Annotated in this window: 20 protein-coding genes and 1 pseudogene; 15 read left to right on the forward strand and 6 right to left on the reverse strand. The window is 59.4% G+C overall.

All coding sequences use genetic code 11. The features are described 5' to 3' along the window. Positions 1–36 precede the first annotated feature (36 nt). Genes PHU01S_RS00255 through PHU01S_RS00265 form a run of 3 tightly spaced genes read left to right on the forward strand, consistent with a single transcriptional unit; the run spans position 37 to position 2,887 of the window. On the forward strand, positions 37–501 hold the full coding sequence (locus tag PHU01S_RS00255; protein WP_048748520.1) for an SACOL1771 family peroxiredoxin: 465 nt from the start codon (positions 37–39) through the stop codon (positions 499–501). Next, entirely contained in the window at positions 498–2,531 is a 2,034-nt protein-coding gene (locus tag PHU01S_RS00260; protein WP_021878589.1) for a peptidoglycan D,D-transpeptidase FtsI family protein, read from the forward strand. The genes PHU01S_RS00255 and PHU01S_RS00260 overlap by 4 nt, the downstream gene beginning before the upstream one ends. Positions 2,532–2,572: 41 nt before the next feature. After that, positions 2,573–2,887: an HNH endonuclease gene (locus PHU01S_RS00265; RefSeq protein ID WP_127505436.1), complete on the forward strand. Its 315-nt coding sequence runs from the start codon at positions 2,573–2,575 to the stop codon at positions 2,885–2,887. Between the two features lie 181 nt (positions 2,888–3,068). Here the strand turns inward: PHU01S_RS00265 and PHU01S_RS00270 are convergent, their stop codons facing one another. Both PHU01S_RS00270 and PHU01S_RS26515 read right to left on the reverse strand, forming a co-directional pair. Continuing rightward, entirely contained in the window at positions 3,069–3,584 is a 516-nt protein-coding gene (locus PHU01S_RS00270) for a GNAT family N-acetyltransferase (protein ID WP_084781305.1), read from the reverse strand. Positions 3,585–3,599: 15 nt separating this feature from the next. Then, positions 3,600–4,082, reverse strand: a pseudogene (locus PHU01S_RS26515) (IS1595 family transposase); the annotation flags it as partial. 117 nt (positions 4,083–4,199) lie between these two features. On the opposite strand from PHU01S_RS26515, the gene PHU01S_RS00280 reads away from it, so the two are divergent. From PHU01S_RS00280 to PHU01S_RS00290, 4 genes are all read left to right on the forward strand, one after another. Continuing rightward, positions 4,200–6,080 (forward strand): LTA synthase family protein, encoded by a 1,881-nt coding sequence (locus tag PHU01S_RS00280; protein ID WP_127505438.1) that lies wholly within the window; start codon positions 4,200–4,202, stop codon positions 6,078–6,080. A 142-nt stretch (positions 6,081–6,222) separates the two neighbouring features. Beyond that, positions 6,223–7,287 carry a lactonase family protein gene (locus PHU01S_RS00285; protein WP_127505440.1) on the forward strand — a complete coding sequence of 355 codons (1,065 nt, stop codon included), beginning with the start codon at positions 6,223–6,225 and terminating at the stop codon, positions 7,285–7,287. 278 nt (positions 7,288–7,565) lie between these two features. After that, complete coding sequence (locus PHU01S_RS25525; RefSeq protein WP_218032391.1) at positions 7,566–7,721, forward strand: hypothetical protein; 156 nt, start codon at positions 7,566–7,568, stop codon at positions 7,719–7,721. Positions 7,722–7,817: 96 nt separating this feature from the next. Beyond that, on the forward strand, positions 7,818–8,606 hold the full coding sequence (locus PHU01S_RS00290) for an SDR family oxidoreductase (protein ID WP_048748518.1): 789 nt from the start codon (positions 7,818–7,820) through the stop codon (positions 8,604–8,606). A gap of 76 nt (positions 8,607–8,682) precedes the next feature. Here the strand turns inward: PHU01S_RS00290 and PHU01S_RS00295 are convergent, their stop codons facing one another. Continuing rightward, on the reverse strand, positions 8,683–9,159 hold the full coding sequence (locus PHU01S_RS00295) for a GNAT family N-acetyltransferase (RefSeq protein WP_049867478.1): 477 nt from the start codon (positions 9,157–9,159) through the stop codon (positions 8,683–8,685). Further along, positions 9,156–9,749 (reverse strand): CGNR zinc finger domain-containing protein, encoded by a 594-nt coding sequence (locus tag PHU01S_RS00300; RefSeq protein WP_127505442.1) that lies wholly within the window; start codon positions 9,747–9,749, stop codon positions 9,156–9,158. The genes PHU01S_RS00295 and PHU01S_RS00300 overlap by 4 nt, the downstream gene beginning before the upstream one ends. 158 nt (positions 9,750–9,907) lie before the next feature. Between PHU01S_RS00300 and PHU01S_RS00305 the strand changes: the two genes are divergently transcribed. After that, on the forward strand, positions 9,908–10,414 hold the full coding sequence (locus PHU01S_RS00305; RefSeq protein WP_049867476.1) for a DinB family protein: 507 nt from the start codon (positions 9,908–9,910) through the stop codon (positions 10,412–10,414). Between the two features lie 57 nt (positions 10,415–10,471). On the opposite strand, the gene PHU01S_RS00310 is transcribed toward PHU01S_RS00305, so the two are convergent. Next, positions 10,472–11,674 carry a DNA glycosylase AlkZ-like family protein gene (locus PHU01S_RS00310; RefSeq protein ID WP_218032392.1) on the reverse strand — a complete coding sequence of 401 codons (1,203 nt, stop codon included), beginning with the start codon at positions 11,672–11,674 and terminating at the stop codon, positions 10,472–10,474. A gap of 383 nt (positions 11,675–12,057) precedes the next feature. Here PHU01S_RS00310 and PHU01S_RS00315 point away from each other — a divergent pair, with 383 nt between their 5' ends. Genes PHU01S_RS00315 through PHU01S_RS00345 form a run of 7 tightly spaced genes read left to right on the forward strand, consistent with a single transcriptional unit; the run spans position 12,058 to position 19,639 of the window. Then, positions 12,058–12,843, forward strand: a complete 786-nt coding sequence (locus PHU01S_RS00315) for an ABC transporter ATP-binding protein (protein ID WP_049867474.1) — start codon at positions 12,058–12,060, stop codon at positions 12,841–12,843. Positions 12,844–12,866: 23 nt separating this feature from the next. Next, positions 12,867–13,646, forward strand: coding sequence for an ABC transporter permease (locus PHU01S_RS00320; RefSeq protein WP_127505447.1), 780 nt, complete (start codon positions 12,867–12,869; stop codon positions 13,644–13,646). After that, on the forward strand, positions 13,643–14,764 hold the full coding sequence (locus PHU01S_RS00325; RefSeq protein ID WP_127505449.1) for an ABC transporter permease: 1,122 nt from the start codon (positions 13,643–13,645) through the stop codon (positions 14,762–14,764). The genes PHU01S_RS00320 and PHU01S_RS00325 overlap by 4 nt, the downstream gene beginning before the upstream one ends. A 52-nt stretch (positions 14,765–14,816) precedes the next feature. Next, on the forward strand, positions 14,817–15,854 hold the full coding sequence (locus PHU01S_RS00330; RefSeq protein ID WP_049867473.1) for an ABC transporter substrate-binding protein: 1,038 nt from the start codon (positions 14,817–14,819) through the stop codon (positions 15,852–15,854). A 24-nt stretch (positions 15,855–15,878) separates the two neighbouring features. After that, positions 15,879–16,760, forward strand: coding sequence for a nitrilase-related carbon-nitrogen hydrolase (locus tag PHU01S_RS00335; protein WP_174806333.1), 882 nt, complete (start codon positions 15,879–15,881; stop codon positions 16,758–16,760). Between the two features lie 13 nt (positions 16,761–16,773). Then, positions 16,774–18,240: a CoA-acylating methylmalonate-semialdehyde dehydrogenase gene (gene mmsA / locus PHU01S_RS00340; RefSeq protein WP_127505451.1), complete on the forward strand. Its 1,467-nt coding sequence runs from the start codon at positions 16,774–16,776 to the stop codon at positions 18,238–18,240. A 31-nt stretch (positions 18,241–18,271) separates the two neighbouring features. Further along, on the forward strand, positions 18,272–19,639 hold the full coding sequence (locus tag PHU01S_RS00345) for an aspartate aminotransferase family protein (protein WP_127505454.1): 1,368 nt from the start codon (positions 18,272–18,274) through the stop codon (positions 19,637–19,639). Here the strand turns inward: PHU01S_RS00345 and PHU01S_RS00350 are convergent. After that, complete coding sequence (locus tag PHU01S_RS00350) at positions 19,531–20,919, reverse strand: PucR family transcriptional regulator (RefSeq protein ID WP_246029101.1); 1,389 nt, start codon at positions 20,917–20,919, stop codon at positions 19,531–19,533. The genes PHU01S_RS00345 and PHU01S_RS00350 overlap by 109 nt on opposite strands. Positions 20,920–21,051 lie beyond the last annotated feature (132 nt).

The following is a 21,051-nucleotide window of genomic DNA, read 5'->3' on the forward strand; positions in this document are numbered from 1 at the left end:
CAATTATTTCATGCTTGGTCATAGAAGGAGCGCGAGATGGAACATCTTTTCACACTTCAAGCCGAATGGCAGGGGGGAAGAGGAGGAGAGGGGACGATTGCAGCCGGAGGGCTGAATGCGGCTGTCTCCATTCCCTCCGTCATGGACGGTCCGGGCATCGGAACGAATCCGGACGAGATGCTGCTCGGAGCGGCATCGACCTGTTATCTCATCACGCTCGCCGCCATGCTGGAGCGTTCCGGCATCGAGCCGGAGAGGCTGTCCCTGCGGTCCGAAGCGGTCGTCGATACGACAAGCGGCGTGTATACGTATGTGTCGATCACGCATAAGCCTGATATCCTGCTGCCTGCTTCCGCTTCTGTCCGCCAGGCGGATACGGCGGGGAAGCTGGCGGAGAAGGCCGAGCGGACGTGCATGATATCCAAGGCCTTGCGGGGAAATGTCGCCGTGTCGGCTGTTCCTGAAATCGCGATCGGGCAAGAGAAAGGAGGCAAGCCATGAAGGGCGCCAACGGCAAGCCTCCGCAAATCGTCGGCAGGGATGAAGAGAAGGACTATGTCATCCGCAGGCAGTTCATGTTTCGGCTCAATGCGTTCTTTTTTGCCGCTTTCGTGCTGTTCGGCATCCTGATCGTGCGGCTGGCGGTGCTGCAGTTCGTAGAGGGACCGACGCTGAAGGCGCAGCGGGAATGGCAGGGCACGAGCAAGGTGGCCATTCCTCCGTTTCGGGGGGACATCCTCGATTCCGACAAGAAGCCGATCGCCTTCTCGACGTCGACCCAGACGCTTACGTATACCGTCCAGGACGAGCGCAAGCCGGAGATCGCCATCGAGATGAGCAAGAAGCTGGCCGAGGTGTTCGCGAGGCTCACCGACAAGGATGATCCCGAAGGCAAGCTCACCGCGGAGGAAATCCAGAAGAAGATGGACCTCAACTTCCGGACGAACACGATTTCCGTGCCGCGCAAGATCAAGTCGGACCTCAACAATAAGGAAATCGCTTATTTCCTGGAGAACAAGGAGCAGTTCAAGGGCGTCGACATCGTCGAGGAGAACGTGCGGAACTATGACTCCGACAAAGTCGCGGTGCAGCTCGTCGGCTACTTGCGCAGCTACCGCACCGCCCCCGAGACGCTGACCAAGTATAACGCGATCAAGGAAATAACGGATCCGACGGAGAAATACTCGCCGGAGGAAACGGTCGGTTACGACGGGCTTGAGTACTTGTACCAGGAGCAGCTGCGCGGCAAAAACGGAGTCAAGACGTTCCCGGTCGACCGCCTGCAGCGGATCATCGGTCCGCCGGAAGTCGAGGCGCCGACCCGCGGCAACGATCTCGTGCTCACGATCAACCGCTCCGTGCAGCTGACGGCGCAGAAAGCGATGACGGAGCAGATCGACAAGCTGCGCCATTCGACGACGAAGCCGGAGAACGCCGGCAACAAGGCGAAGATCGGCTTTGCCGTGGCGATGGAGGTCGATACCGGCAAAGTTGTCGCCATGGCCAGCATGCCGGACTACGATCCGAACCAGTGGAAGGACGGCACGCCTTCCAAGGAAGAGCTGTTCTACTTTACGAGGAACGGCACGATCCGCTCTGTATCGCCTCCGTATGCGACGGACAAGGAGCAGACGAAGCATACTCCTTCTCTCGTCTACCTCGGTTCGACGCAGAAGCCGCTCTCCATTCTGATCGGTTTGAATGAGGGCTTGTTCTCGGCCACGGAGGAATACCATGATGTCGGCTACTACAAATTCGGTTCCACAGGCTCCGAGAGGACGATCCGGAATGCGAGCAACAAAGCGAACGGATACATCAACGCTTCCGAAGCGATCGCCCATTCCTCCAATGCGTTCATGTCCGCCATGGTCGGCGAGCGGCTGCTGAAAAAATACGGCAAGGATGCTGTCGGCGTATGGGATAAATACATGAAGGAATTCGGCCTCGGCGTTTCGACGGAAAGCGGGCTGCTCGGCGAGCAGAAGGGCGTGGAGGACTATACGCATGATGCGAAGGAGTCCAGCAATATTTCCGCGCTTGTCGGATCCTCCTTCGGGCAGCTCGGCAAATATACGACGCTGCAGCTGGCCCAGTACGCTTCCATGCTCGCCAACAAAGGCAAGCGCATGAAGCCTCAATTCGTGAACGAAATTCTCGATCCGTCAGGCAACGTCGTCCAATCGTATAAGCCCGAGGTGCTTAACCAGGTCACCTTCCCGGATTCCTATTGGAACACGATCTACAAAGGAATGGCCAAAGTAAGCGTGCAAGGCTTCGAAGGGGTCAGCTATTCTTTCCTGCGGAAGACAGGAACATCGCAGCAGACCGTTGCGGGCGGCGTGAAGGTGGAAAATTCCGTATTCATCGCCTTCGCTCCGGCAGACAAGCCGAAGCTGGCCGTCGCGATTGTCATTCCCGAGGGCGGTTACGGCGGCTGGGGAGCCGCGCCGGTCGCCCGTCAAATCTTCGACGCCTACGACCAGGCGGTCGGGCTTAACGGCGTACCGAAAAAAGCATCAACCCATCCTTGACCGGGCATGCTGATGGAAAAGGCCATGAAGGAGCTTGACCCATGTCAATGGAGACCGGAACGGCGAAGGGCCGCTGCGAGCTGTGCGGGAGATCCGGAGTCAGCTTGACCGAGCATCATCTTACGCCGCGGGAGCAGGGCGGGACATTTAAAGGCACAGCTCTTCTCTGCCCTCCCTGCCATCGCCAGATCCACGCGCTTTACACCAATGCAGACCTCGTGCTGCGCGAGCTGACGACACTCGACGCTTTGCGGGCGGACGAAGCGATCGCCGCTTTTATCCGTTACATCCGCAAGCAGCCGCCATCTACCATGCCCAAGCTCCGCAAATCAGTCCGCGTGCGCAATGATCATTGAGACGGAACAAAAACCGCCATTTCGGCGGTTTTTGTTTTTGGCTATGTTAAACTCAAATGTTGATTTTTGAGCATAAGAAAACCGCATTGAATGAAGGCGGTTCATTGAGCTATCGTTGTCCGTTAGCTCAATTTCAACCAGGATATGGGTTCATCATGGAAACCTTTTCAATTTCCCCTGCTCATTTTGTTCGCTCAACAGAATACAGAAAAAATTCCATATCTATATTCCTAAAATTCTTAGTATCTTTATCAATAATATTCATACCGTTTCGAACCGCAACTTTTTGAGCGGCTATATTTGTGTCCCTAATAATAGAATAAACCCTAATTGCATTAAGAACTGAAAAAGCGTATTCCTTGCAAGCAATTGCCGCTTCTGCTGCGTAACCTTTGTGCCAATATGCTTTTTGAAACAAAAATCCTATTTCCAAAATTTCTTTTTCTCTCCAGCCTTGCATTGTCAAACCACATTGACCAATCATTTCGTTTGTTTCTTTTAATACAACAGCCCAAAGTCCAAAACCATATTCTTCATATCTTTTAAGATGTCTGTTAAGCCAATTTTGTGCTTCTTCTAAGTTGAATTCTCTTCCATAAGCAGCACGCATTACTTCCTCATCACACAATATTCCGCACAATGCATCATAATCGGACTGCACCATTTCTCTAATTATAAGACGTTTTGTTTCGATCAAAACTCTCCCACCTTTCTATTGCATCAATAACCTTCCAAAATTTCTTATCCTGCCAGTTAACTTAACAGGAGTAAGCAGACAGCCGAAGCTTTTTATTCGTGTCGTCAACAGTGAACAAGCACGATTTGAACAACATATTCTTCTTTTTCGATGAGGTATTCTCATATTCCTTGCTGTCTATATAACGGAACCATGTCAAAGAGTGCTGCAAATATTTGGTTGCAACGCCATTGAAGCGGTCCATCCATTTTTCATGCGGCTGTGGTAGCTGTTCACGTTTTAGATATGGTAAACGCCCTTAACGCGCTGTTTTCCATCGGATTTGAATCGGTAATGAGCCGAACCTTTTGAATTCGCATAAGAGCTAAACGCCCTCCACGAATCCGTGCAAAGCACGTTTGAGTCGGATAAATGCTCGCCGATCGCTTCATCCAACTTCGTTGTTTTGATACAACCACGCCCAAGAAAACCAGAGTAGGCCATCTTCTGACGGTCACGCTCTCAAATGAGCCCGTTGGCAGCAGGGCTTGGAGCCCGTTCATGCGAAGCATTCCTGCGTTATGATATACTGATACGGTGAAAATGGCAGGATGCCACCAGGAAGAAGGATTCGATATGTTGAAATCTGTTGGAGCCGGCTCCCGTTCGCAAGGCCGCAATCTTTTCTATTATTTGTTCGTTCTGATGCTGGCCAAGCTGGAGTGGATGCGGTACAACCTGTTCGGCGGATTGGAGCCGCTTGCCGTAGTCGCCGACTTTGCATCCCTGCTCGTGCTGGCGGGGCTGCTGGAGCTTCTGACCCCGCGCCGCGGCAAAGGACCCGCCTACTGGGGGTTCAATCTCGTTTATTCTCTCGTCTTGTTTGCGATCACGTTGTATTTCAGCCATTTCGGCTCTGTGGCGACCTATACCGCTCTCGGAAACCTCAACCAGGTCTATGGGATCCGGGAGAGCGTGGACGCGACCATCCAACCGATGGACTACATCTACTTCGCGGACGTCGTCCTGATTGCCGTGATATGGATGCTGCGCCGGACGCGCGGACGGAAAATCGAGGGACGCCAAGGACTATGGAAGCCGGCTGCGGCCCTGCTTACGGTTGCCGGACTCGCCGGCAGCTTCTGGTTCATCCGCGATGCGGAGGCGACCCAGAGCGAGCTGGCGCAGGCCGAGAGCGTCGGCGTCTTCAATTATCAGGTCGTCAGCGCGATCAAGATCCGCGAGGAGAACAAGGAGATTGCGTCCGGCGATATCGGCAAGACAATTCAGAAGATCGAGGAGCTGCAGGCTTCGTATCCGTACCGCAAGGACGAATCGGCGCCGCTTCAGGAGTTCGGAGCCGCCAAGGGGACGAATCTGGTCATCATCCAGATGGAGGCGTTCCAGAATTTCCCGATCCATCTGAAGCTGCAAGGCCAGGAACTGACCCCGAACCTGAACAAGCTCGCGAACGAGGGATACTATTTTCCTCATTTCTTCCAGCAGATCGGCCAGGGGAATACGTCGGATGCGGAATTCATGACGAACACGTCCATCTACCCGACCGGGACGATCGCCATGTCCACCGGCTACGGCAACCGCAAGCTTCCGAGCCTGCCGAGACTTCTTCAAGGCGAAGGATACGAGGCGAATACGTTCCATATCAACAATGTGGGCTTCTGGGATCGGAACAAGCTGTACCCGGCGCTCAACTTCGACAAGTATTATGACAAGCCGTTCTACAACAACGACCATTTCAACAGCTTCGGCGCATCGGATGAGGAGCTGTACCGGGTCGCCGCAGGGAAAATGGCGGAGCTCAGCGGAAAAGGGAAGCCGTTTTACGCCCATCTGATCACGACATCGAGCCATTTTCCGTTCCAAATCCCGAAGGACAAGCAGACTCTGATCGAAGATGAATCCCTGGCCGGCTCGCAGCTCGGCGATTACCTGCAGGCGATCCATTACACGGACGATGCCGTCGGGATGCTGGTGGACAGGCTGAAGGCCGAGGGGTTATGGGAGAACACGACTCTCGTCATTTACGGCGATCATTTCGGCTTGCAGCCTCAGAGCAACGATCCGGCGTTCATCCAGCAGGAGCTCGGAATTCCTTATCACAATCAGATTTCCCGGTTCAACATTCCGCTCATCATCCGAGTTCCCGGCCAGCAGGGCAAGGTCGTCGAAGGAATCGGAGGGCAGCTCGACATTCTTCCGACCGTCGCCAACCTGATGGGAATCTCGCTGAAAAAAGAAGGCTTCACTGCATTCGGACGCGACTTGCTGAATACCGACCGCAATATTCTCGGAGAACGTTATTACTTGCCGTCGGGCTCGTTCATCAACGAAGAGATCCTGTTCGTGCCGGGCAAAGGATTCGAGGACGGGAAGGCGGTCTCCTTGAAGACGCTGCAGCCGGTCGCCGACTTCTCCAAGTACCGGAGCGATTACGATTACACGATCAAGCTGCTCGGGCTGTCGGATGCGTATGTGAAGCTTCTGCCCAAGCGGTAGCTGCTGTGACCGGAGAGGCGGCCGATAGCAGGCATGACGAAGAGCATGAAGGACAGGAAGAACTTGAAGGACATGATGAGATGAAACTGACGAAGACTTGAGGAACAAACCAAACATGAAGGCAGAAGGGATTGGTTGAATTATGGACCCATTGTATGTATTCGTCGGCTCCTATGCGGAACCGGATGGAAGCGGCTTGTATGCCTACCGCTGGAATGAAGACGAGCTCAGCCTGGATCTGCTGGCGGAGGCGGACGGGCTCAAAAATCCGACCTTCCTGAACATCGATCCGGCCGGACGTTTTGTGTACGCCATTTCCGAGGGAAAATCGCCGGAAGGAGGCAAAACGGGCGCCGCCGTCTCGTTCCGTTTCGATCCGCTGGACAATTCTCTGGAAAGGCTGAGCGAAGCGGCTACTACGGATGGCCCGACCTGCCATATCCAGCGGGATCCGGACAGCCGCCATCTCGTCGTCGTCAGCTATCATGGCGGCATGGTGGGCTTGATGGAGCTGGACGCAGACGGGAAGATCGGTCCGAGGCTGGACCAGCAGCAGCATGAGGGCCATAGCGTGAACGAGGAACGGCAGGACCGCCCGCATCCGCATTCCTCGCAGTTCAGCCCCGATGGCCGGTATGTGTTCGTCCAGGATCTTGGCCTTGATCTGATCCGTACCTATGCCGTTGAAGAAGGCGCCCTGAAGCCAGTGCGGGACAATGACATCCATGCGGGAGCCGGACCCCGGCATTTGGCGTTCCATCCGGACGGCCATATCGCATATGTCATCAACGAAGTGGATTCAACGGTCAGCGTGCTGGAGTATGATGCGGAAACAGGAGGCTTGACGGAGCTTCATTATCTTCCGACGCTGCCGGAGGGCTACGAAGGGGAGAACACCTGCGCCGAGATTGCCGTCTCCAGCGATGGACGCTTTGTCTACGGCTCGAACCGGGGACATGACAGCATCGTCGTTTATGAGGGATCGGATGAGGGCCGTCGGCTGGAGCCGGTTCAGCATATCCATACCGAGGGAGAGCATCCAAGGCATTTCGCCTTGACGCCGGATGGGAACTGGCTGTTCGCTGCGAATAAAGATACGAACAACATCGCTCTCTTCCGTGTCGACCGCCAATCCGGCAAGCTTCAGTATACAGACCGTAGCTTTGAAGTCTCGCAGCCGGTCTGCGTCATGCCTTTCAACCTATAGGCCTTCGCGAGCGACAGGCAAGCAGTGGACTGCTTGCCTGTTTTTTTGTTGCGAAGATAAGGGAAAGGCGGCATGCGGTGCATCCGGCAAAAGCGTTGGGATCGCGGCGAGGATGGGACTGATAATGGAGAGGGAGAGATGGACATCGGGAATCTCGTGTTCCTGTCGAAAATTAAATTTATTAAAATGATTGAAAACAGCAGGAAATTGATTGATAAAATCGAAATAATAAAATTAGTGAATATAATGTATCGAAAAGAGGCCATTTAATGCGGGACATGCCATTTGCGAAATTGCTTGCTGTCATCTTTTTTCTTCTTGCTGGAATCGCGGGCACTGTCCTGCTCGCCCCTCCGGCTTCCGACTTTCCGGCGGAGCCGGCAGCGCCGGAGCTGCAAGGAAGCGCCGCTCACAGCCAGCCGGTCTACCGCTGACGAGGCGATTCATCCGTTATCGGGATGATTAAGTATTCTATAGATGAATGGAAGCCATTCTAAAACTAGGATACATAATCGAAAGGATGATGAAAGATGACCGTCAGCCGGCTGCTGGAAGGAAAAGTGGCGATCGTTACAGGAGGTGGCTCCGGCATCGGGAGAGCCGCCGCGCTTGATTTTGCCCGTCATGGAGCGAAGGTCGGTTTTCTGGACCGCACACCGGATGATGCCGAGAAAGTCAGGGACGAAATCCAAAGCGAAGGCGGAGAGGCTATCGTGACGGCGACCGACGTCAGCGACGCCGCTGCGGTCGAGGCTGGCATCCGTTCCGTATACGAGCGTTTCGGGCGAATCGACGTCGTGTTCGCGAACGCCGGCATCAACGGGGTGTGGACGACGATCGAGGACCTGGATGTGGACGATTGGGACGAGACGCTTGGCATCAATCTGCGCGGCACGTTCCTCACGGTGAAGTACAGCATTCCGCATCTCAAGAAAAACGGCGGCAGCATCATCATTACGAGCTCCATCAACGGCAACCGGATCTTCAACAATACCGGCGCCAGCGCTTACAGCTCCTCCAAAGCCGGGCAGGTCGCCTTCATGAAGATGGCTGCTCTGGAGCTCGCCCCGCATAAGATCAGGGTGAACGCCGTTTGTCCGGGGGCGATCAACACCCATATCGACGACAGCACGATCAAAACCAAGGAAGCCGAGGAAGCTGCGATACCGGTGGAATATCCCGAGGGCTCCCATCCTCTCGCCGGCAAGCCGGGCAAGGCTGCCCAAGTCGCGGATCTCGTCACTTATCTGGCATCCGATCTGTCCTCCCACGTTACGGGCACCGATATATACGTGGATGGAGCGGAGTCGCTGCTGTAAGCCAAAAAAAAACGCATGGCGCCATGAGCGCCATGCGTTTTTTTTTTTATAACCGGCAGGACGAGCTGGAATACGATTACGGCCGTGGGCTCCTGCGGAGACCGGTCAGCCAAACGCCGGGAACGATCTCGACCCGGCCGCTCTCCTCGAAGCCGAAACGGAGATAGAGCTGCACTGCGGGATCGTTGGCCGTGCCTGTCGACACCCGGTATTCGGAGTTCGGGTACAGGCCGAGAGCAAAGCGAATCAGGGAACTCCCTATTCCGCGCCTGAAAAAATCGGGGTGGACGACAAGGCGGGCGATTGTGACGATGCCCGAAGGCTCGCGCTCGATCGCGACGGCGCCGGCCAGCCTGCCGTCGAGACGGCAGCCGTAGAAGACGGCAGGGGAGGCGAGCAGAGCTTCATGGGTTTCCCCGATCTGGGGAATGCCGTCGAAGCCGATCAGTCGGGCCTCTTCCCGATAGGCGGCCGTCTGCAAGGCGCGCAATTGCTCCGATACGGCTGCGTCGGTTACGTCAAGACATTCGGCCTGGAATTTGGATTCGTTCATTTTTCATCCTTCTTTCGTCTGCTCGTGGTTGAAGCGGTTTTGGCCCGTTCGCGGAAGCGCCGGACCTTCATCAGATTGCCGCAGCATTTATCGTCGCAGTAGCGCTTCGAGCGATTGCGCGTCGTATCGTAATAAATCCAGCGGCAGTCGGGATTGTCGCATATTCGGAACCGTTCCAGCTCTCCATGGGCAAGGGAGTCCGCGTAGGAAGCGGCTATTTTCGCCATGATGCCTTGCCAGCCGGATTCCGAGGGAATCTCGACGAGAGAGAGGGCTCCATTTCCGAAGGACAGCCTTTTGGTATAGGGGCTGGAGACGAGTGCGGAGTTGAGGCAGGCAAAATCGGTATCGGATAACGGAGGAGCCTCCTCGACACGGACAGAGTCGCTGATACGGGAAGTCAGCTCCCTGAGGCTGCCGCGGAGCGTCCGCATCGCTTGAAGCTCCTCAGGCGAAGGCGGACCGGGATCGACGAGGGCGTGCTCGGTCAAAAATTGAGATCTCCAGGCGGGACGCTCGAGCCGGTCCTCGCTCGCGCCGCTGCCTCTCCAATCGTACCACTGGCTGTTCAAGTAATCTTCCCAGATCATGATGCCCATCCTCCATGCCGGTTCAGTATGAAACGTTCTAAACTAAAATAGATCGTTACATCTAAAGCGGTTTCGGGTATACTATCGTCAGCATCACGTAACCGGCTATACGACATTATATCGTTACATCCCATTCTCTACAAGGAGGACGACAACCAATGGCCCGAATCAAAACGGAGTTGCTGCAGAAAGGCTGGGAGCATGCTTACGACAAGGAGGACTGGCAGCCGCCGCTCGGCATGGCGCTGGAAGGCGTAACGGAGGAGCAGGCCGACTGGCGGCCGCCAGGCGAGGCAGGGAATACGATCCGCGAGAACGTGCACCATCTGATCTTCTACAAAGAGCGTTTTCTGAACAAGTGGTACGGAGTCGAGGCTCCTGCTCAGCCGCGGATCAGCAACACCGACACGTTCCAGCCGGCTGTCAACGGAGCGGAAGGCGAAGCTTGGGAGGCGACGAAGAAACGTCTGGCCGAAGCCCATGCGAAAATCGGATTCATCATTCAAGCCATGGATGATGCGGTGTACGACAAGGATGTTGTCAAGGACAGCCCGGCTGGACCTTGGCTTACAAGCCTGTACGTGCATGACGCTTATCACTGCGGCCAGATCATCCTTCTTCGCAAGCTGCAGGGCTCCTGGTCGCCAACCCGATCGTTCGACTGAAAGCATGCCTTGAAAAAGCCGCCAGGCTGCGCAAGTCGCAGCCTGGCGGCTTTTTTGTCATGGAAAAGGAGCGTTCACGAGCGCATCGAGCTCGGGGTCGGCAGCCAGCGCGGCAGGGGACAGCTCGAACGACTCGCAGCCGAGATAACGGCGGAAGGAGGCGAAGCCTTGCCTTACGCTGCCGCGGATTTCTTCGTTCCATTCGACTCCCGGCTCCGGCCACCATCCGAGAATGATGCGGCGATCCTTGCTTCCCTTGATCCGGCCGGGCTCGAAACGGGCGACCATGCGGTCGCCGCAAAGGACGGGCAGCACATAATAGCCGTACAGCCTCGACGCGGCGGGCTTGTACACTTCCCATACATAATGAAAGCCGTACAGCTCCTTGACCAGCCTGCGGTCCCACAGCAGATTGTCGAGGGCGGCGAGCACGCTTGTCCGCGGCGGGCGGCTGGACCAGCGCGATGCCGGAGAAGAGGAGCTCCAGCGCGCCCAGTCCTCGCTGCGGACAAAATGAGGGGCGGTCAGCCCTTCGGCTTCGACCTGCACGAGCAGCCCGTCTTCCAGCAGCTCCAGAAATCCCCGCTTGCGGTCGGCCGTGTTCATGAAATGCGTGCCGACCCATGCATCGGAAGCGCGGTAAGGCAGCAGGCCGACGCCTCCGATCCGGCGCATCAGCCTCCATTTTCGGTAGTCCTGCTCGGACGGATTCGGATCGGGCGCTTGCAGGAGCGCTTCCGGAAAATGCTTTTCGGCCAAGTCGTAGGCTTTCTGGTTGCGCTGCTTGTGATGGACGATCAGCTCGCCCCATAGATTCATGCTTTCCATAACGGCTCTCGATACCCTAGCCGGAGCCCACGCCCAGTCCATTTTCTCCTTGTGCTCCAAATCCCGTGACAGCAGCGGCCCCCGATCCCGGAAGGCCTGGCGGACGGAAGGAAGAAGCTCGCGGATCTCCTTGATATCGGCGTAACGGTCATGCGCCTGCCGGCGCCCCCGGGCGAAATAGGGCCAATCGCTGCTGCTGTAGATGCTCATGACCTTGTCCCAGCCGTCCAGCAGCCGCCTGTCGTCATATAACAGCTCCTCCAGCATCGCGGGGCTGAAGCCGGGAATTCTGGACTGAAGGACAAGCTCGGCATTGCGTCCGGCCTGGTCCAGGGGATCGAACTGGATGCAGCCTACGCGCGAGATGAACGAGAGAATGCCTTCCTTGCCCTCGAATTCCGGCGTCGGTCCAAGGCCTTGATGGTCCAGCATGAAGCGGCGCGCTTCGGCTGAGGATAGTTGAACGATATTTTTCCCCATGGTTCAAGCCTCGCTTTCCTGTATCCGTTCGAGCCGGCTTCCTATCCATTCGGAAACGGGGAACGGATGTTCCTGATTGGGATTATACCGGAATGCCTTCGATACCGAAAGGCCGTTTCAGCATTATTTTTCCAGACGAAATGCGTCAGCTTCATGTCTGATTTCATCCCATCTCGGCATCTGCCGGGCCGGTTGTTTTGACAGAGTGACCAAGCGGGATTGACCGTCCTGTCTAATGCTTTTGGTCCCCCTCCGGAGTACGATTAAGCAGATGGCAGCAATCAGAACATGAAGCTCACGCAGGATAAAAACGTCCACGAGGGGGTTTGAATCGGATGGAAGCGGGTTCGGCGGTTGCAGCGGAGATCGAAATGAAGGGGATCGGAATGGACTACGGCGGAGGAGGACAGTCTCCGGCCGTGCGGGACGTATGCATGACCGTCCGCAAGGGAGAATTCGCCGCGCTGCTCGGACCGTCAGGCTGCGGCAAGACGACGCTGCTGAGGATGATCGCGGATCTGCTGGAACCTACGTCGGGAGAGGTGAGAGTATCCGGGTCGGCTCCGCGTGCAGCTCGGCTGGCCGGCAAGCTCGGCATGGTGTTCCAGACGCCGGCTTTGTTCGAATGGAGGAGCGTGCGGGCGAACGTTGAGCTGCCGCTTGAGCTGGCGGGCGTTCCGCGGACAGACCGCAGGGAACGGTCCGAGTCGCTGCTGAGGCTCGTCGGTCTGGAAGGATTCGGCCTCCGCTACCCTTGGCAGCTCAGCGGGGGGATGCAGCAGCGCGCTTCCATTGCCCGCGCTTTGGCGATGAAGCCGGATATCCTGCTCATGGATGAGCCTTTCTCGGCACTCGACGAATTCACGAGAGAGAAGCTGAACGAGGAGCTCCTATCCGTGTGGGGCCACACAGGATGCACCGTTGTTTTCGTCACGCACAGCATCGCCGAGGCCGTCTTCCTGTCGGATCGGGTGTTCGTCCTTTCCCCCCGTCCCGGGAGATTGGCGGCAGCGGTGGATATTCCGCTGCCGCGGCCTCGGGATGCGTCGACGAGGGCGCTCCCGAGCTTTCACGAGCTCGTGGACGGCATCAGGGGGCGGTTCCGCGAGGCGTCGGCGTGAAGGCGGCGGCGGCAGCCAGGATCATGCCGGCTCTTGTTTGGGCAGCCGCAGCGCTGGCTCTGTGGCAATCCGGCGCTTGGCTGCTTCAGCAGCGGGGAGTGGCGCTGGCTTCGTCCAAGCTTCCTTATCCCTATCTTGTCGCCGTAGCGCTGTTCCGCAACGCCGGGAGCTTGCTTGCGGAGGCGGCTGTGACGCTGCTCAACGCATGCGAAGGCTTTCTGCTGGGGGCGGCTGCGGGAGTGGCGCTGGCGCTGTTCATGAGCTTGTCGGCGACGATGGAGCGGATCGCCGCTCCGTATGCGGTCGCCTCCCAGATGGTGCCGATACTGGGGCTGGCGCCGATAGTGTACGCCATTTTCCGGGACGAGAATACGGCGAGAGTGCTCATTGCCGGTTATATTTCCTTTTTTCCGGTCGCGCTCCATACGCTTCGCGGGCTGCAGTCGGTACGTCAAGAAGATCGGGATCTGCTTCATGTCCTTGCATGCGGACGAGCGGCCTCTTACCGGGTGCTGCGGCTGCCTGCGGCTCTGCCGGGAATGTTCACGGGCTTGAAGGCGGCCGCCCCGCTCGCTGTGACCGGTGCGATTCTCGTGGAGCTGATGGGCGCTCAGCGCGGCATCGGAGTGCTTATGCTGCGTCATCTATACTACGGCCCGACCCATGCGGCGCTGTTCTGGTGCACCGTACTGCTGGCGGCAGCTCTTGGCATCGCGGCATACGGCATAACGGCGGCGCTCGAGAATACGCTGCTGCCCTGGAGCCGAACGTCGGGACGACGTCAAGGGAGGGGGCTGCGATGAGCATGCCTTATTCGACATCGAGCGCAAGGAGCGGGAAGGAAGCATCCGGGAAAGTCGAAGCCGAGCGGGCCTCCGGCGTTTCGGAGCATGTTGCCGTCCTCGTCACGGTAGAGGCGACGGCTGAGGGAGCTCTGAAGGGAGACGGTGAAGCCGGAGCTGCTGATGCTGCCCGCCAGTACGGAGCAGCGGATCCGACTGCCGAAGCAGAAGCAGGTGTCGAGCTCGGAGCGGCAGCAGGTGCCGAGGTCGGTGCCGAAGCATCGGATGCATCCGCCGCAGCCGATGATCGGAACAGAACCCGAACTTCGCCTAAGGCAGCTCCAGCGGAAAAGGGCCGATTCATGCAGCAGGGTACGGCCGCATGGGCTCTGCCGCTAGGCGCGGGCCTTGCCCTCGCTGCGATCTGGCAGGCCGGGCTCATCCATGCCGTTCTCGGCCTGGCAGCCTATCAGCTGCCGCTGCCCTCGGCGATCTTCCGGGCGGCAGCGGACAACGCCGGCCTGCTGTTCCGCTCCGCAGGCTACACGCTGCTGGAGGCGGCGGCGGGCATCGCCGCCGGCACCCTGCTCGGCTGGCTGGCGGCGGCAATGGCCGCCGCCATGCCGAGATGGGGGAGCGGCGCGCTGCTGCTAGCCGCTTCGCTTGGCGCGGTTCCGATCGTAGCGCTCGCCCCGATCATGAACCTGTGGCTCGGCGACGGCCTCGCCTCCAGAGCCGCCGTCGCCGCCGCCGCGACGCTGGCGCCGATGGCGATCGGCAGCTACCGCGGCCTGACATCGGCCGATTCCGCTTCAATGGATCTGATGAACGTTCTCGGTGCGGGGGCGGTGCCGGCTTTTTTCAAGCTCAGGCTGCCGTCATCGCTGCCGGCGATGCTGACAGCGTTCAAGATCAGCACGGCCGGCGGCCTGATTGCGGCGATGGTGAGCGAATTTTTCTACTCCTCGCGCGGACTTGGCTATCTGCTGTCCAATTCGGTGAAGATCGCCCGCATGCCTCTTGGATGGGCATGCATCGGAGCGGCGGCAGCCGCGGGGATCGGCATGTATATGCTTGTGCAAGCGGCCGAAAGGCGATTGCTGCTCTGGCATCCCGAATTTCGGAGGCGCCTGAGCTAGAAGGCGGAACATCGCGTTCCGCATCATGCGGACGGGAATGAGGAGGATGCTTATGAAGAGGCCAGCAAGCTGGAACAGCCGACTGGCGGCGGCGGGGCTCGCCGTGCTGATGGCCGGAGCGCTGACGGCCTGCGGTGGCAGCGGCAAGGAAGCTTCCGGCGAAGGCGCAGGTGCGGTCAAGCTGCAGTTGAAATGGGTGCCCCAGGCCCAGTTCGCCGGTTACTATGTAGCGCTCGAAAAAGGCTATTACAAAGACGAAGGACTAAGCGTGACGATCGTCCCGGGCGGACCGGACATTGTCCCGGAGCAGCAGGTCGCCAACGGCTCGGCCGATATCGGCGTGGATTGGGTCGCGAGCCTGCTGGCGCATCAGGAGCAGGGACTTCCGCTCGTCGAGATCGCGCAGGTGTACCAGAAAAGCGGTCTCGTGCTTGTATCCAGGAAATCGGCAGGCATTGCCGGACCGTCGGACCTGAAAGGCAAAAAAGTCGGCAACTGGATGGGCGGCAACGAATTCGAGCTTTTGGCGCTGTTTGACAAATACAAGCTGAACCCTTCCAAGGATCTGCAGTTCGCCAAGCAAGGCTTCACGATGGACCAGTTTCTGGGCGGCGAACTGGACGCGGCTTCGGCCATGACGTACAACGAGTACCAGGTCGTGCTGGAGCAGGGCATTCCCGAGGCGGAGCTGTCGGTCATCGACATGAACAAGGAAGGCGTCGGGATGCTGGAGGACAATCTGTTCGCCAACAAGGACTGGCTGGCGAAGAACAAGGAGACGGCCGCCAAATTCCTGAGGGCGTCGCTAAAGGGCTGGAAGGACGCCGTCGAGGATCAAGAGGGAGCGGTCGATATTGTGATGAAATCAGCGGATGCGGCGAGCACATCGCGCGATCATCAGCTGAAGATGATGAAGGAGGTTGCGAAGCTGGTTGCTCCGGACGGCTTCGATATCGGCAAGCTCGGCATGATCGACGAGGAGGCTTTCCGGCAGACCGCGGAGATCGCGTTGAAGTTCGGCGTCATCCAGAAGGCGGCGGATGCGGGAACCGCCTATACGACGGAAATCTACGGCATGGCGGCCAAATAGACGGGAGGCTGGGGCATGGGGATAATGGATACGGTCAAAATCGGCTTGATCCAGGCAAGGCATGAAGTGGACGGCGATGAGGACGTCGCGGTCCACAAGGCCGCCGCGATCGACAAGCATATCCGGCTCATCCGCGAAGCAGCCGGGCGCGGAGCCCGGATCATCGGTCTGCAGGAAATTTTTTTCGGTCCGTATTTCTGCGCGGAGCAGGTTCCCAAATGGTACGGGGCGGCAGAGGAGGTCCCTGCCGGGCCGACCGTGCAAGTGTTCGCGAAGCTTGCACGGGAGCTTGGCATCGTGCTTGTCCTGCCCGTCTATGAGCGGGAAGGCATCGCCAGCTATTACAATACGGCGGCGGTCATCGATGCCGACGGAGCGGTGCTGGGCAAATACCGCAAGCATCATATTCCCCAGGTCGGAGCGGGCGGGGGAAGCTGCGGCTTCTGGGAGAAGTATTATTTCAAGCCCGGGAATCTCGGCTATCCCGTCTTCGACACGGCCTATGGAAAAGTAGGCGTCTATATTTGCTACGACCGGCATTTTCCGGAGGGAGCGAGGATGCTCGGCCTTGGCGGGGCGGAGATTGTCTTCAATCCGTCGGCGACGGTGGCCGGCACGTCGGAGTACTTGTGGAAGCTGGAGCAGCCGGCCCATGCAGTCGCCAACGGCTACTACGTGGCCGCGATCAACCGGGTAGGGACGGAAGCTCCCTGGAACATGGGAGAGTTCTACGGCCAGTCCTATCTGGTCGACCCCCGCGGCAGGATTGTGGCGGAAGGCAGCAGGGACCGGGACGAGGCCGTCATCGGGGAGCTGGACCGCGCGGTGATCCGCGAGGCTCGGGAGGCGTGGCAGTTTTATCGCGACCGGCGGCCGGAAACATACGGCGAGCTGGCGCATCTGTGAGGAGGAAGCGGAGATGACGGAGACGTCTGCGGGGCCGCGCAAGCTGGGCAACTGGATCGGAGGCTCGTGGAAGGAGGCCGCGGTCGGGACCGGGCAGGCGGAGGTGCGGAATCCGGCAACGGGAGAGGTGCTGGCCGTCGTGCCGATGTCCGGCCGCGCCGAGGTGGAGGATGCTGCCGCCGCCGCGCTGCTGGCGTTCCGGGACTGGCGCAAGGTGCCGGTGCCGGCCAGGGCAAGGCTGCTGTTCCGCTACCGGGAGCTGCTTCATGGCTGCCGGATGGAGCTTGCTGCGATCCTTACAGCCGAGAACGGCAAATGCCTGGAGGAGGCTCTGGGCGAAGTGCAGCGCGGAATCGAATGCGTGGAATTCGCAGCTGGAGCGCCGACGCTGATGATGGGCAGCCAGCTGCCGGATATCGCGGGCGGCATCGAATCCGGCATGTACCGTTATCCGCTCGGCGTCGTCGCGGGCATAACCCCGTTCAATTTTCCGATGATGGTGCCATGCTGGATGTTTCCGCTGGCTGTCGCCTGCGGCAATGCGTTCCTATTGAAGCCGTCGGAGAAGACGCCTCTGCTCAGCTGCCGGCTTGCGGAGCTGTTCGCGGAAGCGGGCTTTCCGCCCGGCGTGCTCAATGTCGTGAACGGCTCGAAGGAGGCGGTCGACGCGCTCTTGGAGCATCCGGCTATCGCCGCGGTCAGCTTCGTCGGCTCGCAGCCTGCGGCTGCGGCCGTCCATGCCCGAGCGGCAGCGGCGGGCAAGCGCATCCAGGCGCTGGCAGGAGCGAAAAACCACTCCATCGTGCTTGCGGATGCCGATCTCAAGGCCGCCGCGAGCCAGATCGCTGCGGCTGCATTCGGCTCCGCCGGCCAGCGCTGCATGGCCTGCTCCGTCGTCGCCGTGCAGGAGTCGGCGGCAGAGGCGTTCATGCCGCTGCTCCAAGACGCCGCCGAAGCTTTGATCGTCGGCGACGGAGCGAGGCCGGGGACTCCTATCGGTCCCCTCATCGACTGCGGCAGCCGCGACCGGGCGCTGAAGCTGCTGGAGCTCGCAATCCGGGACGGAGCGGCGCTGCTCATGGACGGCCGGAGGGGGGAGTGGAACTCGGATGAAGCTGCATTTCTCGGACCGACGATCGCAGTCGAGGTCACCCCGGATATGGCGATCTGGCAGGAGGAGCTGTTCGCGCCGATCCTATGCGTGCTGACCGTGCCCGATCTGAAGGCTGGAATCGCGCTCGCGAACCGGTCGAGGTACGCGAACGGGGCTTGCCTGTTCACCGACAGCGCGGCTGCCGTACGGGAGTTCCGCGAGGAAATGGACGCCGGCATGCTGGGCGTAAATCTCGGCGTTCCGGCTCCGATGGCATTCTTTCCTTTTTCCGGAGCGAAAAGCTCCTTCTACGGCGATCTTCATGCCAACGGGCGGGACGGAGTCGAGTTCTACACCCGCAAAAAAATGGTGACGGCCCGGTATTGACCGGCGCCTGCGCCTAAAAGGAGCGAGTCTTATGATTGAAGCCGGCCGTTCAGCCGCGGATCATATTGCGGCAGACCGCCGCGTCGTCTGGCACGGCATGCGTCCTTTCAAGGAAAACGATGTGCCGCTGCTGATTACGGAAGCGAATGGATCTTGGATTACCGACTGCGAGGGCAACCGGTATCTGGACGGCATGTCCGGCCTCTGGTGCGTCAATGCGGGCTATGGACGGCAGGAGCTGGCCGATGCGGCATACCGGCAGCTGTCCTCCATGCCGTACTACCCGCTCACCCAAACGCATCTGCCGGCGATCCGGCTGGCGGAGAAGCTTGGCGAATGGCTTGAAGGCGATTACGTCGTGTTTTTCTCCAACAGCGGCTCGGAAGCGAACGAAGCGGCGTTCAAGATGGCGCGGCAATATCAGCAGCAGACCGGACATCCGTACCGGCACAAGTTCATTGCGCGCTATCGCGGCTATCACGGCAGCTCGCCGGGAGCTCTCTCCGCGACGGGGCAGGCCGTCCGCAAGCTCAAGTACGAGCCGCTTGCGCCGGGATTCCTGCATGTCCGCCCGCCGGACAGCTACCGAAGACCGGAGGGAATGAGCCGGGAAGCCCATCAGCTCCAATGCGCGAGGGAAATCGAGGAGACGATCGTATGGGAGGGCGCGGATACGGTCGCCGGCGTCATCCTGGAGCCGGCTATTACCGGAGGCGGCATCATCGTGCCCGACAAGGCGTACATGGAAGAGGTCAGACGGATCTGCACGCAGCACGGCGCGCTGATGATCGTTGACGAGGTCATCTGCGGCTTCGGCCGGTCGGGCCGCAGCTTCGGCCACCACAACTTCGGCGTCTCCCCGGACATCGTCACGATGGCCAAAGGGATCACAAGCGGTTATCTGCCGCTCGCCGCGACCGCCGTAAAGCGCGAAATCTATCAGGCTTTCTGCCAAAAGGGGGAATACGATCATCTGCGCCATGTCAATACGTTCGGGGGCCATCCGGCTTCCTGCGCGGTCGCGCTTGCCAATCTGGAGCTGATGGAAAGGGAGAAGCTGAGGGAACGCTCTTCCCTGCTGGGAGCAAGGCTCCTGGAGGAGCTCGGAGCGGCGCTGGCCGGACATCCTTTGGCGGGGGATGTCCGGGGCTTCGGGTTCATGGCGGGAATCGAGCTGGTGGAAGACAGGCAGAGCCGCAAGCCGGCCGCTCCCGATGTCGTGCAGGGAATCATAGACAGCTGCCGGCGCCGGGGGCTGATCATCGGGAAGAACGGAGATACCGTCGCCGGCTACAACAACGTGCTTACGCTCGCGCCGCCGCTGTCGAGCACAGACGAGGACTTGGATTTCCTGCTGGCGGCGCTTCTCGAAGCGCTGGAGGAAGCCTCTCCGGCGTGACGGGCGTCCGGCGTCTGCGGCTCAGGCTCCCGCAGCGAGCCGGGATGCAGCAGCATGTAGGCGCGCAGCGCGACCTGCACGGCCAGTCTCCGTTCCGGCATGTGCCAGAAGGATCCAAGCAGCTCGCCGATGCGCTCCAGCCGGTAATAGAGCGACTGGCGCACGATGTACAATCTGCGGGCGGCCTCCTGCTTGTTGCCCTCCGCGTCGAGATACACCTTCAGCGTCAGCAGCAGCTCGCTTCCCTTGAGACGGTCGGCCAAAAGGAGCGGCCCGAGATGCCTGTCGACGAAGTCTTCCAGCCTGCTGCCGTCATTGAGGGCAGGCAGCAGCTGCAGCACTCCGAGCTCCTCGTAGAACAGGCAAGGAGACTTGCTGCGGCCGGCTGCGCCGGCGAGATCGAGAGCGAGCTGCGCCTGCCGGCGGCTTTCGGCAGCTCCTTGGCGGCCGGCCAGGGCTTCGCCTGCCCCCGCAGCCCGCGGCTGCCATTCGGCCAGCCGCAGCAGCGCGTTTTCGAGAAGGCGGCGGCATGTCTCGGCAGCCGAGGCATCGGCGATGACGAGGGTGATGCGCGCGCCGTCGCCGTCCGCAAGACAAGGCGAGCCGGTCCGTTCCAGCTCGCGCTTCAGCAGATAAGCGGCCTCGGTGATGCAGCCGGCAGCTCCGGGGAGGAGAGCGGCCGTATCGCGGCGGCGGCCGGTGCCCGCTCCGAGCTCGAGCAGCACCGTGCGGCACGGCAGCCTCTCGAAAGGCTGCAGCAGCGGATCGCTCCGCCAAGCCTCGTTACCGGGTCCGTACTCATTGGCTTGCAGCAGCCAGCCGATTCTCTCCTTGTCCGGACGCTCCCGGGCATGCGGCAGCTGCCTGCGGCTGCCGCTCTGAAGCCCGAGGATGAGGCGGTGAAAATCATGAGTGATATCGACGTAGCGCACTTTGCCGGAAAAAACGATGAGCGGGAAGCCGGCTTCTTCAGCTTGCACAATCCATTCCTCGGGAAGGCATGCCATATAGGGGCCAAGCTCGATGCACAGGCACGCGGCTCCGCGGCGGATCAGCGTAGCCAGGAAGCGGCGGCGTTCGGCCGCCTCTCCCCGAAATCCGACCCCGGTCGTCAGAATCATTTCTCCGCCGTGCAGAAGCTCATCGGCTTCGGATATTTCCAGAATGTGGACCCAGCGGATCTCCCGATCCAGGCCGCTGGAGCCGGCTGCCACCAAGGCTTGGGCAAAGTGGGGACTGAGAAGCGTATCGCGGACGGTAAGAGGGCGTTGGACCGGCATAAGCATCCTCCTTATTGCTGGTTCGATTATAAGCTTCCGATTTCTGTAGCTGTCTCTGTGGGGGAAACGGACGTGCAGGCACGGATGATCGAAAGAGGAAAGGAGAAGAAGTAAGATTATCTTACATCAAAA

This window comes from Paenibacillus humicus NBRC 102415, from assembly GCF_004000905.1.
Classification (GTDB): Bacteria; Bacillota; Bacilli; order Paenibacillales; family Paenibacillaceae; genus Paenibacillus_O; species Paenibacillus_O humicus.

What these genes read in the sequence shown, in the direction of transcription:
- PHU01S_RS00295 (WP_049867478.1), bottom strand. Translation starts at nt 9,159, where the DNA reads ATGAACGAATCCAAATTCCAGGCCGAATGTCTTGACGTAACCGACGCA.
- PHU01S_RS00290 (WP_048748518.1), top strand. Translation starts at nt 7,818, where the DNA reads ATGACCGTCAGCCGGCTGCTGGAAGGAAAAGTGGCGATCGTTACAGGA.
- PHU01S_RS00315 (WP_049867474.1), top strand. Translation starts at nt 12,058, where the DNA reads ATGGAAGCGGGTTCGGCGGTTGCAGCGGAGATCGAAATGAAGGGGATC.
- mmsA (WP_127505451.1), top strand. Translation starts at nt 16,774, where the DNA reads ATGACGGAGACGTCTGCGGGGCCGCGCAAGCTGGGCAACTGGATCGGA.
- PHU01S_RS00255 (WP_048748520.1), top strand. Translation starts at nt 37, where the DNA reads ATGGAACATCTTTTCACACTTCAAGCCGAATGGCAGGGGGGAAGAGGA.
- PHU01S_RS00335 (WP_174806333.1), top strand. Translation starts at nt 15,879, where the DNA reads ATGGATACGGTCAAAATCGGCTTGATCCAGGCAAGGCATGAAGTGGAC.
- PHU01S_RS00350 (WP_246029101.1), bottom strand. Translation starts at nt 20,919, where the DNA reads ATGCCGGTCCAACGCCCTCTTACCGTCCGCGATACGCTTCTCAGTCCC.
- PHU01S_RS00285 (WP_127505440.1), top strand. Translation starts at nt 6,223, where the DNA reads ATGGACCCATTGTATGTATTCGTCGGCTCCTATGCGGAACCGGATGGA.
- PHU01S_RS00330 (WP_049867473.1), top strand. Translation starts at nt 14,817, where the DNA reads ATGAAGAGGCCAGCAAGCTGGAACAGCCGACTGGCGGCGGCGGGGCTC.
- PHU01S_RS00260 (WP_021878589.1), top strand. Translation starts at nt 498, where the DNA reads ATGAAGGGCGCCAACGGCAAGCCTCCGCAAATCGTCGGCAGGGATGAA.
- PHU01S_RS00325 (WP_127505449.1), top strand. Translation starts at nt 13,643, where the DNA reads ATGAGCATGCCTTATTCGACATCGAGCGCAAGGAGCGGGAAGGAAGCA.
- PHU01S_RS00280 (WP_127505438.1), top strand. Translation starts at nt 4,200, where the DNA reads ATGTTGAAATCTGTTGGAGCCGGCTCCCGTTCGCAAGGCCGCAATCTT.
- PHU01S_RS00265 (WP_127505436.1), top strand. Translation starts at nt 2,573, where the DNA reads ATGTCAATGGAGACCGGAACGGCGAAGGGCCGCTGCGAGCTGTGCGGG.
- PHU01S_RS25525 (WP_218032391.1), top strand. Translation starts at nt 7,566, where the DNA reads ATGCCATTTGCGAAATTGCTTGCTGTCATCTTTTTTCTTCTTGCTGGA.
- PHU01S_RS00345 (WP_127505454.1), top strand. Translation starts at nt 18,272, where the DNA reads ATGATTGAAGCCGGCCGTTCAGCCGCGGATCATATTGCGGCAGACCGC.
- PHU01S_RS00300 (WP_127505442.1), bottom strand. Translation starts at nt 9,749, where the DNA reads ATGATCTGGGAAGATTACTTGAACAGCCAGTGGTACGATTGGAGAGGC.
- PHU01S_RS00310 (WP_218032392.1), bottom strand. Translation starts at nt 11,674, where the DNA reads ATGCTGGACCATCAAGGCCTTGGACCGACGCCGGAATTCGAGGGCAAG.
- PHU01S_RS00320 (WP_127505447.1), top strand. Translation starts at nt 12,867, where the DNA reads ATGCCGGCTCTTGTTTGGGCAGCCGCAGCGCTGGCTCTGTGGCAATCC.
- PHU01S_RS00305 (WP_049867476.1), top strand. Translation starts at nt 9,908, where the DNA reads ATGGCCCGAATCAAAACGGAGTTGCTGCAGAAAGGCTGGGAGCATGCT.